This is a genomic window from Fodinibius sp. Rm-B-1B1-1, from assembly GCF_038594945.1.
Taxonomy (GTDB): domain Bacteria; phylum Bacteroidota; class Rhodothermia; order Balneolales; family Balneolaceae; genus Fodinibius; species Fodinibius alkaliphilus.
The window spans coordinates 117,048-131,179 of the sequence record NZ_JBCFYD010000001.1; the positions used below are offsets into that span (position 1 = coordinate 117,048).

The window sequence follows — 14,132 nt, forward strand, 5'->3', positions numbered from 1 at the left end:
AAATTACCCGGCAAGGATATTCCACCCTGCCGAGTAAGAGGGTTATTGGGTAGGGTATTAGAATCCAAGTATTACAGCAGCACTAAAAGCGCTATTTTTGGCTTCTGGATCTCCCGTTACATCAAATAGATTTGTAAGTCCCAACGTATATCGCAGATCCAATCCCACTTTTTGTATAAAATCAGAAGGGTGCTTTGCTGTTAATAGATCCAGCCCCCCTCCAAATGCCAAGCTGAACTCTGTATCTGCAAGGCTATCATCGATTTCCTGGTCGTCGGCATCTCCGTATAGACTAAATCCCATTTGAGGTCCCGCATATAGAGTAGGCTCCAGGGAAGATTTCGTTACAAAATGATATTTCACAAGGACCGGAACGGATAAGTATCCAAACTCATAATCTGTTTGTCCCGAGAACCCCTGATCTAATTCGGCTCCCTTCATACTGTAAAATACCTCGGGCTGAAGAGACCAATTGTTAAACCGGTAGTTCAAATAAATACCTCCGTTAAAACCAGCTTGAGCTTCCACATCATTTACATTATCCCCATAAATGGTAGATGCGTTTATTCCTGCTTTAAATCCCCAGCTTAAGGGAGCAGATTGGGCGTTGGCTTCACTCCCCATCAATGTGGATAAAACCAGTATTACAGGAATAGTTAGAGCGAGTATTTTTTGTTTGTTGATTCGCATAATATACCTCCGTACATTTTGACAGTTGATGAGCATTTTTCAATGCTCTGATTTATTAGACTATGAGGCACTGTAAACCCAACATTTGCAGTGCCTCTTTTATTTTTGATAACTATATAGAATCTCACATACATTCTGTTTACTTATCAGTAGTAACACTCTGGAGAGGAACTCCAAGAGTTGTTAGATATTTAACTTGTACCTCTGCAAGCTGTACACGATTTATAAAAAGAGAGAGTCTTGCCTTGTTTGCTTGTGTTAACTCTGTAACATATTCAGTGGCGGTTATAACCCCATTATCAAGCTGACTCGCACTTTCTTTCACAATCTTATTACGGAGCCCTATGATCTCTTTATCGCGTTCTATGTTCTCGCGGAGAGATGAAATTTGCTCATCCATTCGACCTATAGAAGCTTCGAGTTGCTTTGTAAAAGCTTGTTGATTCCGAGTCACTTTACGCTGTTGTATTTGCAAAGCTTGCATTTCGCGATTCGAATTTAGGAAGTCAAACAAATTCCAACGTAACTTCAGGCCTACCATGTAGTAATCGTGAAAATCATCATTCAGGAAGTTCAGTCCCGGCCTGCCATACATTGCAGAACCATAAGCTGAAATGCTGGGCATCTTTTTTGTCTCTGCCAGCTCCTTCTGTTGTTTCAATATTCTTCGGGTGCTTTCAAAGAGATCATATTCCGCACGCATTGGTTGCAATGACTGGTAACCCACCTCTAATTCTGGAAGTATTAATGCTATTGATGAATCCACCTCTTGCCCAATAAGCTCACTTAAAACTTGATAGTTCGCCCTGATATTAGACTCAATACTTGCTGAATCTTGACGAGCTTTAATAAGTTCAGCTTCCAAAATATATTGTTGGCTTGATAGTAATACTCCATTTTTTACTTGAGACCGGACGGATTTCAAACGCTCCTGAAGCTCTTCAATAAGCAAACCATTAACCTTACTCTGCTGCTGTGATAGTAGTATTCCAAAGTATACCTGATCTACTTGCGAGCGAATCTGATGCAATTCAACTTCCGTGGAATGTATCTCTTGCTTCCCCTTTGTTTTCTCAATTTTTTTACGGATTCCAACGGCCCCACCGTTAAATATTTTTTGAGTAACACTTACCGAGGCTTCATATTGATCTTTGCTCACTGCCGGTGGTCCCATCCCTCCCGGTAAGGAAATGTCGGTCACTTCAGATTGATAACTTGCCTTTCCATCTACACTTACTTGTGGATAATATCCCGTTTGGGCAATGCTAACATTCAGATCTGTAATCTTCTCCTGAAGTTCCATGTTTTTTGCAATGGGATAATTCTCTTCGGCTTGCTCGTAGCAATACTGCAGACTAATAGAATCTGCTGGCACCGGCTGTTGAAAACTTCCAAAAAACAGAAATAAGACAAGGAACACTTTCATGGCTTTTTGTAATTAATGGCATTCAAAATAAAATCAGACAAAAACTCTTTCCGCTCTTTCAGGAATTCCAGAAAATCCGACTCTTCCATAGCAAAGATAGTTTCTATCATCGTACGTGCGATAAATGGAAACAGGATGAGTCCAATGATGCTTATCATTAATTGTTTGGGGTTTACAGGATCCATATTTCCTTGTTTTACCTCACCCTCAATCTGGACAAGAAAACTTTTGGGAGGACGAATGCTTTCCTCCTTTATGAAATCTTTAAAACGATCAGCATGCTGATGCATCTCATGCAACACAAACTGAACGAGATAAGGATTATCTTCCAGAAAGGAGTAATAAGTGTCAATCAACTCATCGATCTTATCAGGCAGACTTCGGTCAGAGTCCAATACACCAAAAATCACCGGAAATAACCGTTTTATCTCCCGCTGAAACACCTCTTGAAAAAGTTTGTCTTTGCTTCGATAATAATAGTGAAGCATCGACTTATTGATTTCGGCCTCATCGGCAATTTCCTGCATGCGCGCCCCAGCATATCCCTTACGCTGAAATACACGACATGCTGCTTCAAAAATTTGTTCTTGAGTATCTAAGTTTTTGTCTGACATATCTTCTTTCATTTTAATTCAATACCATTTTACGACTATTAACCATACGATTCAACCATTTGGTTAAAATTTATAGTTAAAAATATAATTAATATAACTATAACGATTCCAATAGGTTACGGATATCGCAGAAATGACTTTAAAAAAGAATAATGCGTTTGGGAAGGTTCTTCTTGTGCGGAAAGTTAGCCGATCCGGTATTTTAGCTCCTCAATTTTTTCAAGAATTTCGCCTCGGTCCATTTCCTGATATCGCTCGGGCAACAGTTCTTTAGAGGTACATTCAATCACGGCACTGAGCGTTTGTAGTTCAATCTCCTCGGGATAGGTAGGCGGAAGAAAATCGTTAAGGGCTACATCTAAAATTTCGGGTGTGACTTTATCCAAATCTTGTGCCGCTGCTCGGAATTTTGCTCGTGTAAGGGCGGCTTCCATATCTGCACCTGAGAAGGTTTTTAACCCTTGCTCAATAACCTGTGGGATATATTCTTCGGTAAGCTGTAGCCCGGTTTTCTTTTTCATGGCATTGAAAAGCTCTACCCGTTCTTCTTTGGTATGTGGTGGAAATAAAGCCAAATGCTCTTCCGCTCGGCCCTGCCGTTTGAGATCTACCGGCATCAGGTCGGGACGTGCCGTCATCAAAAACCAGATAATTTCACCACGATTTCGGGTGTCGCTCATGAAGGTAGCAATTTGTGAAAACACGCGACTGGAAACGCCACTGTCACCACTGGCGTCACGATCACCAAGGTAAGCATCAGCCTCATCAATCATCACTGCAACAGGCGACATTGCTTTAAGCAAGCCCAAAATTTTTTCGAGATTTCCTTCGGTTACTCCTTGCCATTGGCTGCGAAAGTTTTTCAGCTTCACCATCGGAATACCCACTTCGCTCGCAAAGCAAGTCACCAAAAACGTTTTTCCGGTACCAACAGGTCCGCACACCAAATACCCCATGGGGAGTACATCTTGGCGACCACTTTTGAGCGCCTGTACAGCATGACGAAGGTGCTCTTTTACCTTGGCATGGCCGGCAACGTTGTCGAGCGTATAATCGGTTTCCACAAACTCGAGTAAACCATAAGCCTCAGCCTCAATCAGTTCTTTCTTTGCTTCAGAGAGACGATCATGAGTGATTTTCTCCTTGTTTTCTCGGGCATTGGAAAGGATGCTGCGAATATTAATAAAATTAAGTCCCGCTGTTTGCTGGGCTACTACTTTTTCACTGACATCAGAAAATGCATCAAACTCTTCATCAGTAGCCTCAAAATTGATAAACTGCTGACGCTGCTGCTCATCAGGAATATTTATTTTTATATCCGTAGTATAGGGATTTTGTACCAGCGTCTTATTTAGATCCGCCAGATTTTCGGTGAGTAAAACCGTTGTAAAATCTGCTGCTAAAAACATGGGATCATGCGCCCATCGAGACAGATACACCATTGAGGTGCGATCTTCTGAACCACTGGCACCAGCTTCGTTCATTGGCACGATAGTATCCGCATAATCAATAATCAGGGCAATGCTCTTTTTATCATCAATACGTACCCGGAAATACTGCTCCAACAGTGAAAAAACGCGCACTGGATCCTTGGGCATTTTATTGGCATAATCGGTACCCAATAACGAATCCCGGCCCGATAAAGCTTGATTAAAATCCTTTTTCGACTCTCCATCCCGAAAATAAATACCCGATGAGCGATCGTAGAAAATCACATAATCACGCGCGCCGAAAAACTCTTCTGATAAAAAGGATTTCAGGCGAACAAAATCGGTTTGACTATTCCGATGCAGGGGCACCAAATCATGTACATTTCCATGCAGGATAAACTGATTTATTGTACGACTAAGATATTTCTGGGCAAATTCCTGGGCCCACTTGGGATAATGATCAAACATACAGTTATCAGTTTTTGGTTGTCAGGTAGTGCTTAGCATGGATTATTCCATGACAATCACTTTAACAGTTTCGATACGACTTGGTGTTGCTTTGCTAATAATAATTTTCTTGTCGTCAATCAAAAGCTCTTCATTTACTTTGGGAATCCGGCCAAGCTCATTGATAATATATCCAGCTATTGTTTCATACTCGCTGGATTCTTCCGGGAGATCTATTTCAGGAAACTTCTGCATCAGATCTTCAATCTCAACCCCGCCACTTAAGATATAGCTATTGCCCGTCAGCTTTTTCATGATGTGATCTTCCGTATCATACTCATCCTGGATATCCCCAACAACCTCCTCGAGCAGATCCTCGATAGTAACCATTCCGGAGGTACCTCCATACTCATCAATTACAATTGCTACTGAAATATTGGAATTTCTGAATTCTGACAGCAGATCTTTCGACTTTTGTGATGCCGGAACCAACTTAATCGGCCGAATAATTTCACTTAGATTTTCGGGATTATTAAATAAATCATAAGCAAAGATAACCCCAATGATATCATCAATAGATTCTTGATAAACGGGAAGTTTTGAGAACCCTGACGAAATAAATGTTTTGAGTGTTTCTTCAATACTGGTATTCTTTTCCACGGCTACAATATCAGTACGAGGAATCATCGACTCTTTTACACGCTTGTTCGAAAGCTCAAGCACATTATGCAAGATTTCGGAGTCCTCTCTATCGAGATCATGCCCGCCCGTATCGCGCAGCTCCTGAAAAATCAACTCTACATCTTCGCGACGAAATATCTGCCCAGACCGGTCCACCTCTGGATTGATAAGCCTGATAATAAAATCTGATGACTTGTCGGCCAAAAATATAAGTGGCTTAAAAAGTACATTACATACCTTTTGGGGTACGGCAATAATTTTCATCCACCAGTCGGCGTGAATGCGAAAAAGGGCTTTGGGTAAAATTTCTCCAAACAACATTATGACAACCGATGCTATAACTGTCTGAATTACTAACACCATTGCTTCGGAGGGCATTTGCCCCACCGATGCTTGATACACCTCTGTGATTGGAGCGACCAAAAAAATAGCCATTAATGTAGCATACACTACATTAACAATATTATTACCGACAAGTGTAGTGGTTAGAAAAGTTTCCGGATTCCGAACAAAATCATTGACAACCCGTCCCGTCCAAGATCCTTTTCGGGACTCGATCTCAAGCTTTAACCTGTTTGAGCTCACAAAAGCAATTTCAGATCCGGAAAAAAATCCACTGAGAATGATAGTCAGGACTATTAGTAATAATTCAGTCACGCAAGTAATTTCTAATTCTAAACTTTTCTATGCTAAAAAAGGCGCCAAAAACGCTATTTTCCTGAAAACTCTGGCTTTCGCTTTTCAAGAAATGCTGATGTCCCCTCGATAAAATCATCGGTTTCGCAAAGCTGACCAAAAATATCAGCCTCAATCTGATAACCCGAACGATTCCCCGAATGATAGACTGCTTTAATAGCTTCACGAATTGCTATTGGTCCCTTTTTGAGGATAGTCTGTAGCAACTGCATTGAAGCTTCTTCCGGATTTTCACTCACCTCATTAACCAATCCCATCTGTTTGGCTTCGTCAGCTGATATTTGTTTCCCTGTTAAAATCATCTCCAAGGCACGAGCCTTACCAACCAGTTCAGGTAACCGCTGCGTACCGCCATAACCTGGAATCAGCCCTAACCCTACTTCGGGAAGTCCAAACACTGCATTTTCGCCCGCTATTCGCAGGTGACATGCCATAGCCAATTCAGCACCTCCGCCTAACGCAAAACCATTTACAGCTGCTATCACTGGTTTTCGCGTATCTTCAATAAGCTGAAAAATCTGTTGCCCCTTTTGAGAAGCCATCCGGCCAGATCGGTTATCCAACTCCCGAAGCTCTTTAATGTCAGCACCAGCTACAAACGCTTTATCACCGGCTCCTGTTACCATTACAGCCTTGATATCATCATCTACCTGGATAGCTTTAAAAACATCAGCCAGTTCGTTTAGCACCTTATCATTCAGTGCATTTAGCTTTTTTGGACGATTAATCGTTACTGTTGCAACTCCCCGTTCATCAATTTCCAACGTAATTGTATTGTAGGATTCGCTCATAAAAATAATTTATTCTTTAACTCGATTCGAAGACTCTACCTTCGATTCAGTCTCTGTTTTAGGTTCCAATTCGTCATCCAAATCTAAAAAATCATTATCCAAATCAATATCATCAAAATCGGAACTATATGGAAAGATATCTCGATCAAGATCATCAATCAGCTGTGATGTTTCTTCAACCTCTTCCAGAAGATTATCAAGTTGGAATCCAATTTCTTCGGGATTACTCATCGTCATAGATTCCTCATAAATGTAGCGGATGGCGTCCTCGATCGTTTCGAGATGGGTTTCACATATCAGGTATTTTTCTTTGGCAACCTCAAACTTTTTAAGACGCTTCTTAAGGATCCCCACCCGACGTGCCGTCGTTCTCTTTAATCGTTGTGATTCCATACCCTGCATTTCACGCTCTTCAACCTCCACTTCTCGTTTCAAGCTTTCTTCTACCGACGTGTCCATATACAACCGGTAACGCTTGTGCAGGTCAAGCAGCGTTAAGTAATTAGAAAGCAACTCCTCTACTTTATCACGGATATTTTCCAACAACCCCTGAGAACTGTAGGGGAGCTTATCAAAATTCTCTTTAATCAATTTTGCAAGATGCTTGAGTACCAAAAAGCGCTTTTGACTTTTTTTATCGAGCTCTTGAAATGTTGACTTTTCGCGCGCCGCCGGATTCTGTTCCCGTACTTTTTTGAGCTTCACGTTTTTTCGGAATCGGGGCAGGCGCGGCACAATCCCTAAATACATCAATTCAACTCCAAACGTCATAGTAAGGACCAAGTTCGAAATTAACCCCATATCGCTTAGGGCAAAAGCAGAAACCGTAGCAATCAACAGCACTCCCAGGTTAACAGGGTGGAGAAAAGCTTCGCGTGTGAAATTAATGGATTTTTCGTTGCTCATAATGGCTTAGTCTTCTTCAATATTATCTTTCCCTTGGTGAGCAGGCTCCTCTTTTTCTCCACTGCCAATCGTTTTATTCACCTTTATATCGCTGGCTTGTTTTTCAATTTCCTTATACAAAAGTCCCATCTCCATCTTCACCTGGCGAAGCGTATCTTTTGCTTTAGATTTCCTTAACTCTTCATCCACTTCTTCCTGGCTTACCATATTCTCAGGCTCTTCACCCAGAGAATCCATCGCTAAATCCAAACGGGCTTCTACCGATGCTACCTTATGTTTTACAGAATACAGAAGATCATCAAAGGCATCTAACAGTTCGCTTTTATCCAAGCTTTTTAATGCGTGTGTAATATTCTGGGTACGCTTAGCTCGAGCGCCCTGCTCCTTAATCTCCCGTATCTTACGGTAATGCGCCTTATATTCCTCCTTAAGACGGTCCCGCTCCTTCCGATTGGATTCACTCATCATCCTGCCTCATTAAGATTTAGAACGCTCCTTGCTACCAATGGTTTTATCGGATTGCTTTTCGGAGGATTTTTCATCAATATCGATTTCCCCCTCACCATCAGAAGAACCTACGCTCTTTTCTTTTTCTGATGCCGTTGTTTTGCCCATTTCGGATTTAAATTGCTCAACCAATTCATGAGCACGTAGTTTTTCAGCATTAGCCTCAATTTCCATCGTTTCAGTATCAATACTATCAAGCGCCAGCTCCATACGAGCTTCATTTTTGGCCGTTTGCTCATTTAGCCGATTCACCATCTCGTCATGCGTCTGATCTAACCCTCCTGTTTCAAACTGCTCAAGCGCATCGGCAATCCTGCCCTGCCACTCGGCCCGTTCACTGGCACGCATAGCTTCTTTAGCTTCTTGGATCTTACGATCTTTTTCACGCATAAACGCCTTCTTCACTTTCAGCGCCTTTTCATACGCCTGCTCAGCAAACTTCAACTGCTCTTTAGAAGTAGAAAGATTTTCTTTGGCCTTCTCAAGCTGCATGGCATACCCTTCGGCGATATCATCCCGGTCAGCCTGAATAGCAGATTTAATTTTTGCCGTTAAATCCTTGATCTTTTTCTCCAGCTTATCTACCTCTTTCTGGAGCATTATTTTATTTGCCTTAACCGTGGCAATATTCTCATTCATCTGGGGAATTTGATCATTAAGATCCCGGATATTCTGCTCTAAAATAAGTTTAGGATCTTCCATGGAACTGACAAACCCACCAAATAGCGACTTAATTGCACGAATGAATCGTTTAAACATAGTATTTTTCTTTTTTATTAAACTTTGCCCTGCCCTAAGGTACTGTTGGTTACCCCAAGTACTGTAAAGTTATGTTAATTTAGTGATATTGCAATTAATAACCGCCTTACATTTCGTGAACTCCGTTTTTATCAACGCGGTGTGTAATCATCTTTAGCTTTTCAACTGATTGCTCACGAATAGTAAACGCATTTTCGAGTTTATTAATTGCCGTTTCTGTTAACTGTTTGTTGTTCGTAAAACCAACCGCCAATGTTTCACCCTTTTTTACCTGATCACCTATCTTTTTCTTTAGCTCAATACCCGCTGCCGGATCGATGATATCATCTTTTTTCTTCCTGCCGGCTCCTAACTCCAATGATCCCATACCAATGCTATAGGCATCAATCTCTGATATATATCCTGATTGCGGTGCGGAAAATTCAAAAGAGTATTCGGTATGGTCATAGGCTGAAAAATCTTTTAAAACGCTTGTATCGCCCCCCTGCTCTTCGGTCAGCTCCAGCCATTTTTCAAAAGCCTGTCCATTCTCTATGGCTTGATGACTCATTTTAATACCTTCTTTTACAGAAGAGACCTTACCTCCAAGCATAATCATGGTCCCCGCAAGCATATGGGTAACTTCCATTACATCATCAGGCCCTTTCCCCTGTAGCCCATCCATTGACTCTTCCATTTCCAGCCAGTTACCAATCTTGTACCCTAACGGCTGGTTCATATTCGTCAAGTAAGCTACCGTTTCTTTCCCAAAATCCTCACCAATAGCTACCAGTGCTTCGGCCAATTCCTCCGCCTCTTCCCGTGTCTTCATAAACGCTCCGGAACCAAACTTCACATCCAGTACCAACGCATCTATCCCCTCAGCCAACTTTTTACTCATGATGCTTCCGGCAATTAACGGAATAGACTCCACCGTTGCCGTCACATCACGCAGTGCATACAGGCGCTTGTCGGCTGGAGCCACTTCCTCGGTCTGACCGGCCATAACCATATTGCATTTAGCCAAAATTTGCTGATACCGCTCCAACGTCATATCTACATTAAAGCCGGGTACCGATTCCATCTTATCAAGGGTCCCCCCTGTATGACCTAAACCGCGTCCAGAAATCATCGGTACCGGCACGCCACAACTGGCTACAATGGGTGCTAAAATAAGCGAAAGCTTATCCCCCACCCCTCCTGTGGAATGCTTATCTACTTTCTTACCGGGAATATCGCTTAAATCGAGCACCCGTCCCGAGTGCAACATCGAATGCGTAAGCGCCGAAGCCTCATCTTCATCCAATCCATTTAAATACGAAGCCATCAAAAAGGCACTCATCTGATAATCGGGCACCTCATCTTTTGTGTATTCCTCAATCAGATAAGAGATTTCATCTCTATTAAGTTGTTGGGTGTCTCGTTTTTTTCGAATTAAGGAAACAATATTGTACTCTTTGGAACTCATGGAGCTTTGCCGTTAAATTATTTTTCTTGTGAGCTAAATTTCTTCAACGTCTACTATTCAAAATCCTCTGATGATCAACGTTTTAGCCGATAAATATCTATATAATATACAGGCTTATCTACCTGAAAGTGTAAATTTACAACTTTTTGATCCGGCTCAGGGTTTACCAACCGAGGTTGAACAAGCCCATGCGATGCTCATTCGTACGGTTATCCCCATCAACAAACAGACGCTTCCTAATATTCCTGATCAGCTACAATTTATCGGCACAGGATCTTCAGGTACCGACCATGTAGATCAATCGTATCTTAAAACCCATAACATTCACTTTGCCGATGCCGCGGGATGCAATGCTCGGTCAGTGGCCGAATATGTAGCTACGGCACTATTAATATGGTCAGAAAAAAGGAACACCCCCCTTCATGAGTTATCTATCGGGATTGTTGGTGCAGGTAATGCAGGCACGCAAGTAAGTCGAATACTTGAAGAGTTAGGATTACAAATAGTGTCCTACGATCCTCCACGGGCACAACGCGAAAAGCACTTTAATTCTGCATCGCGCGATGAAGTACTGGCCTGTGATATTCTCTCGTTTCATACTCCACTTGATAAAACCGGCAAATATGCCACCTACCATTGGTTAGACGAAGAAAAGCTATCCAATAATGCTTTTCACCTCATCATTAACGCAGCCCGAGGCGGAGTGGTGGATGAAAGAGCCCTACTTACCGCGATGAAGCAAGGAAAAGTCCGAGATATCATTATCGATACGTGGGAAAATGAACCTGATATCCACTTGGATACGGCGGGGACTTCTTTTCTAAAAACGCCTCATATCGCGGGATACTCCGTGCAAGCCAAAGAAAATGCCTCTAAATTTATTGCAAATGATTTGATTGCCCATTTTGACCTGGAGCGCTCTCAAAAATTAGCCGAAACAAATCCAACAACTTTTGATAACGACCTGTCATCGTTTGATTCCATTTCATCCCTGCTAAAGGAATTACATCCCATAAAAAAATATGAAGAACAGTTAACGGACATCATTAAAAACCATCCTGAGGAGCGGGGAAAGCTATTCAACAAACTACGTGCGGAATTCCCGCTACGGCAACAATTTACTCATACCGAACTCCCTGCCAACTATTTTGAGAAATTTCCGCTCCTCAATGATTTAGGGTTTTTGAAAATTAGCTCATCCTAAAAAGGCTGAGGGCGTTTCTATCCGTAACCCTTTCCACTTCTTCGATCGACAGATTCATCACTTCGGCCAGACGTGCTGCGGTATGTATTACAAAGGAAGGTTCGTTGCGCTTTCCACGCTTGGGATGCGGAGCCAAATAAGGGGCATCGGTTTCAATGATCATATCTTCAAGAGGCAATTGGGCCACGGCCTGATCAACATTAGCATTACGAAAGGTAAAAATGCCACCAACCCCCAATTTAAGTCCCAAGTCTATGGCTCGTTTTCCTTCGTCCGCCGTTCCGGTAAAAGAATGCCAAACTCCCGACAGGCTGCCATCCTGCTCTGCTTCAATAACATCTAAAAGGTCCGCCGTACTATCTCGATTATGCAGCACTATGGGTTTTTGTACCGCTTTAGCTACCCGGCAATGCATCTGCAGACTTTGCTGCTGCTCCTGCTTGTAACTCTCATCCCAGTAATAATCTAAACCCGTTTCCCCCACGGCCACAAAATCATCGCGACTACAAAGCTCCATCAAGGTCTCTTCATCCGTCCCTTTGCCATCGTTGACACTTGTGGGATGAATGCCCGCCATTTTGTGGAAAGATATCTCCGGATGCGATAATTCATCCATTTTAGGGAGAGAGGCCAAATCAATAGCCGGCAAAAAAATATGAGACACTCCCTCATCTGCTGCGCGGTTCAGCACTTGGTCAAGATCATCAGAAAATTGATCCAGATAGAGGTGACAATGGGTATCAATCACGATTCTTTCAGTTTTGGATCAGTATGAAAGGTTACAAGTCGCTCCATAGGATTTTTTATGAACTGGCCAGAACTGAAGCCATATTCTGCCAAAATCTCATTAATCAACTCTTGGTAGGCGAAGGCAACCGAACCAATAAACCGTACTTCGTAATCCTGAGCATTGGTATAGTTTAATACAATGCGCGAAATAAAGTTATCAAATCCTTCATACAGCATTTCTTTCACAAAGGGATGATCGCTATGCTCCCCTAAAAAAGCACCATAAGAAGCAATAAACCTACTTTTTTGCTCCCCATCATATAACCCCTTATTAATATGCTCAAGCGACATATTATAATTTTCCTCGAGATCCTTTTTCAAATCATCGGGAATTTCAAAACGGAAATATTTATTAATCAGTTTTTTCCCAAAGTAACCGGCACTACCCTCATCCCCCAGAATAAATGCCAATGATGGAATATGTTCAATGATTTTTTCGCCATCATACAAACACGAATTAGAACCAGTGCCAAGAATGCAGGCAATCCCCGGCTCATTAAAAAAACAAGCTCTTGCTGCTCCAAGCAGATCGTGATATATATTTTTATTCGCATCAGGAAAGCACAAATCAAGGGCTTTTTTTATGGTCTGATATTTCTTCTCCCCATCACAACCCGCACCATAAAAGAACAGCTCTTCAACAGGTTCATCAAGTTCTGGTAATAAATTTTCATGGATAACTTTTTCAATACTTTCTGTAGTATGATAGTAGGGATTAAGCCCTTCTGTAAAGTAGGTGTCAGCCTGGCCTTCATTAACCAAACACCATTCTGTTTTCGTTGCACCGCTGTCAGCAATTAAAATACTCATTAGTCACTTTTCCATTGTAATTTCCGCGCCAAATCTAAGCAATTTTGACGCCATCCTACAACCCTCTATATAAGATAGAGACTATGCCAAATTCTACCTATTATTAGCTGCTGTATAAATGTATAAAAATCATATATCGGGATGAAACTAACCTATAGCAATTACCTTAAAGTTGACGAACTCTTGGAACTCCAGCAACTACAGTCAGAGCCGGAGGAACACGACGAGATGCTTTTTATTATTATTCACCAGACCTATGAGCTATGGTTTAAACAGATTTTACACGAAATGGATAAACTCCGGGAGGATCTAAAAGCCGGAAAAACCTGGGGGGCTGTTAAAACGATGAAGCGGATATTAACCATCCTCAAAACTATGGTTGCCCAAATTGACATCCTGGAAACCATGACACCACTTGAATTTGATAGCTTCCGTGGATTTTTAGATGAAGCCAGCGGATTTCAGTCGGTGCAATTCCGAGAAGTAGAGATGATATGCGGACATCGATCAGAGCATATTCTCCAAGTTCATAAAGACCAGCCCCAATATGTTGAGCGAATGAAAGAACGCATGGCTGAACCCACGCTCTGGGAGTGTTTTTGCAAATTTCTTCAGCAAAAAGGATACGATGCCAAAATGCCGGAGCGCAAACATAGCAATGGATTGCTGTACGATCCCTCTGAAGAAAACCAGGATGTATTGCTCCATATTATGCAAAACGATCAGGAAACGGCTATGCTCTGCGAGTTGTTTGTGGATTTTGACGAGGGGATGCAAGAATGGCGCTACCGCCACGTAAAAATGGTTGAACGTACCATTGGTAATAAAATGGGCACCGGCGGTTCAAGCGGTGTCGACTACCTGCGCAAAACATTACACCAACGCATTTTTCCCGATCTCTGGGAAATACGATCAGAAATTTAATTCCTATCCAA

14 protein-coding genes are annotated in these 14,132 nt (G+C 42.1%); 2 read left to right on the top strand and 12 right to left on the bottom strand.

Features of this window, described 5'->3' with window-relative positions:
* Positions 1–57: 57 nt before the first annotated feature.
* The 10 genes from AAFH98_RS00525 to AAFH98_RS00570 all read right to left on the bottom strand — a co-directional run bounded on the left by AAFH98_RS00525 (position 58) and on the right by AAFH98_RS00570 (position 10,394).
* Positions 58–690 (bottom strand): porin family protein, encoded by a 633-nt coding sequence (locus AAFH98_RS00525; RefSeq protein WP_342520708.1) that lies wholly within the window; start codon positions 688–690, stop codon positions 58–60.
* Between the two features lie 139 nt (positions 691–829).
* Positions 830–2,116, bottom strand: a complete 1,287-nt coding sequence (locus tag AAFH98_RS00530) for a TolC family protein (protein ID WP_342520709.1) — start codon at positions 2,114–2,116, stop codon at positions 830–832.
* Positions 2,113–2,730, bottom strand: coding sequence for a TetR/AcrR family transcriptional regulator (locus AAFH98_RS00535; RefSeq protein ID WP_342520710.1), 618 nt, complete (start codon positions 2,728–2,730; stop codon positions 2,113–2,115). The genes AAFH98_RS00530 and AAFH98_RS00535 overlap by 4 nt, the downstream gene beginning before the upstream one ends.
* Positions 2,731–2,915: 185 nt before the next feature.
* On the bottom strand, positions 2,916–4,628 hold the full coding sequence (locus AAFH98_RS00540; protein WP_342520711.1) for an ATP-binding protein: 1,713 nt from the start codon (positions 4,626–4,628) through the stop codon (positions 2,916–2,918).
* 42 nt (positions 4,629–4,670) lie between these two features.
* Positions 4,671–5,945 carry a hemolysin family protein gene (locus tag AAFH98_RS00545; RefSeq protein WP_342520712.1) on the bottom strand — a complete coding sequence of 425 codons (1,275 nt, stop codon included), beginning with the start codon at positions 5,943–5,945 and terminating at the stop codon, positions 4,671–4,673.
* 53 nt (positions 5,946–5,998) lie between these two features.
* Positions 5,999–6,775, bottom strand: a complete 777-nt coding sequence (locus AAFH98_RS00550) for an enoyl-CoA hydratase/isomerase family protein (protein WP_342520713.1) — start codon at positions 6,773–6,775, stop codon at positions 5,999–6,001.
* A 9-nt stretch (positions 6,776–6,784) separates the two neighbouring features.
* Positions 6,785–7,681 carry a hypothetical protein gene (locus AAFH98_RS00555; RefSeq protein ID WP_342520714.1) on the bottom strand — a complete coding sequence of 299 codons (897 nt, stop codon included), beginning with the start codon at positions 7,679–7,681 and terminating at the stop codon, positions 6,785–6,787.
* Between the two features lie 6 nt (positions 7,682–7,687).
* Positions 7,688–8,146: a hypothetical protein gene (locus AAFH98_RS00560; RefSeq protein WP_342520715.1), complete on the bottom strand. Its 459-nt coding sequence runs from the start codon at positions 8,144–8,146 to the stop codon at positions 7,688–7,690.
* Between the two features lie 12 nt (positions 8,147–8,158).
* Positions 8,159–8,947 (bottom strand): PspA/IM30 family protein, encoded by a 789-nt coding sequence (locus AAFH98_RS00565; RefSeq protein ID WP_342520716.1) that lies wholly within the window; start codon positions 8,945–8,947, stop codon positions 8,159–8,161.
* Between the two features lie 106 nt (positions 8,948–9,053).
* A complete protein-coding gene (locus AAFH98_RS00570) occupies positions 9,054–10,394 on the bottom strand; it encodes a thymidine phosphorylase (protein WP_342520717.1) in 1,341 nt (446 codons plus the stop codon).
* A gap of 70 nt (positions 10,395–10,464) precedes the next feature.
* On the opposite strand from AAFH98_RS00570, the gene AAFH98_RS00575 reads away from it, so the two are divergent.
* Positions 10,465–11,598, top strand: a complete 1,134-nt coding sequence (locus AAFH98_RS00575) for a 4-phosphoerythronate dehydrogenase (protein WP_342520718.1) — start codon at positions 10,465–10,467, stop codon at positions 11,596–11,598.
* Here the strand turns inward: AAFH98_RS00575 and AAFH98_RS00580 are convergent.
* Both AAFH98_RS00580 and AAFH98_RS00585 read right to left on the bottom strand, forming a co-directional pair.
* Positions 11,585–12,346 (bottom strand): TatD family hydrolase, encoded by a 762-nt coding sequence (locus AAFH98_RS00580; protein WP_342520719.1) that lies wholly within the window; start codon positions 12,344–12,346, stop codon positions 11,585–11,587. The two genes, AAFH98_RS00575 and AAFH98_RS00580, sit on opposite strands and share 14 nt — an antisense overlap.
* Positions 12,343–13,197 (bottom strand): hypothetical protein, encoded by an 855-nt coding sequence (locus AAFH98_RS00585; protein ID WP_342520720.1) that lies wholly within the window; start codon positions 13,195–13,197, stop codon positions 12,343–12,345. The genes AAFH98_RS00580 and AAFH98_RS00585 overlap by 4 nt, the downstream gene beginning before the upstream one ends.
* A gap of 141 nt (positions 13,198–13,338) precedes the next feature.
* On the opposite strand from AAFH98_RS00585, the gene AAFH98_RS00590 reads away from it, so the two are divergent.
* Positions 13,339–14,121 carry a tryptophan 2,3-dioxygenase gene (locus tag AAFH98_RS00590; protein ID WP_342520721.1) on the top strand — a complete coding sequence of 261 codons (783 nt, stop codon included), beginning with the start codon at positions 13,339–13,341 and terminating at the stop codon, positions 14,119–14,121.
* The last annotated feature ends 11 nt before the right edge of the window (positions 14,122–14,132 follow it).

What these genes read in the sequence shown, in the direction of transcription:
- AAFH98_RS00575 (WP_342520718.1), top strand. Translation starts at nt 10,465, where the DNA reads ATGATCAACGTTTTAGCCGATAAATATCTATATAATATACAGGCTTAT.
- AAFH98_RS00590 (WP_342520721.1), top strand. Translation starts at nt 13,339, where the DNA reads ATGAAACTAACCTATAGCAATTACCTTAAAGTTGACGAACTCTTGGAA.
- AAFH98_RS00555 (WP_342520714.1), bottom strand. Translation starts at nt 7,681, where the DNA reads ATGAGCAACGAAAAATCCATTAATTTCACACGCGAAGCTTTTCTCCAC.
- AAFH98_RS00530 (WP_342520709.1), bottom strand. Translation starts at nt 2,116, where the DNA reads ATGAAAGTGTTCCTTGTCTTATTTCTGTTTTTTGGAAGTTTTCAACAG.
- AAFH98_RS00570 (WP_342520717.1), bottom strand. Translation starts at nt 10,394, where the DNA reads ATGAGTTCCAAAGAGTACAATATTGTTTCCTTAATTCGAAAAAAACGA.
- AAFH98_RS00540 (WP_342520711.1), bottom strand. Translation starts at nt 4,628, where the DNA reads ATGTTTGATCATTATCCCAAGTGGGCCCAGGAATTTGCCCAGAAATAT.
- AAFH98_RS00585 (WP_342520720.1), bottom strand. Translation starts at nt 13,197, where the DNA reads ATGAGTATTTTAATTGCTGACAGCGGTGCAACGAAAACAGAATGGTGT.
- AAFH98_RS00565 (WP_342520716.1), bottom strand. Translation starts at nt 8,947, where the DNA reads ATGTTTAAACGATTCATTCGTGCAATTAAGTCGCTATTTGGTGGGTTT.
- AAFH98_RS00535 (WP_342520710.1), bottom strand. Translation starts at nt 2,730, where the DNA reads ATGTCAGACAAAAACTTAGATACTCAAGAACAAATTTTTGAAGCAGCA.
- AAFH98_RS00560 (WP_342520715.1), bottom strand. Translation starts at nt 8,146, where the DNA reads ATGAGTGAATCCAATCGGAAGGAGCGGGACCGTCTTAAGGAGGAATAT.
- AAFH98_RS00550 (WP_342520713.1), bottom strand. Translation starts at nt 6,775, where the DNA reads ATGAGCGAATCCTACAATACAATTACGTTGGAAATTGATGAACGGGGA.
- AAFH98_RS00525 (WP_342520708.1), bottom strand. Translation starts at nt 690, where the DNA reads ATGCGAATCAACAAACAAAAAATACTCGCTCTAACTATTCCTGTAATA.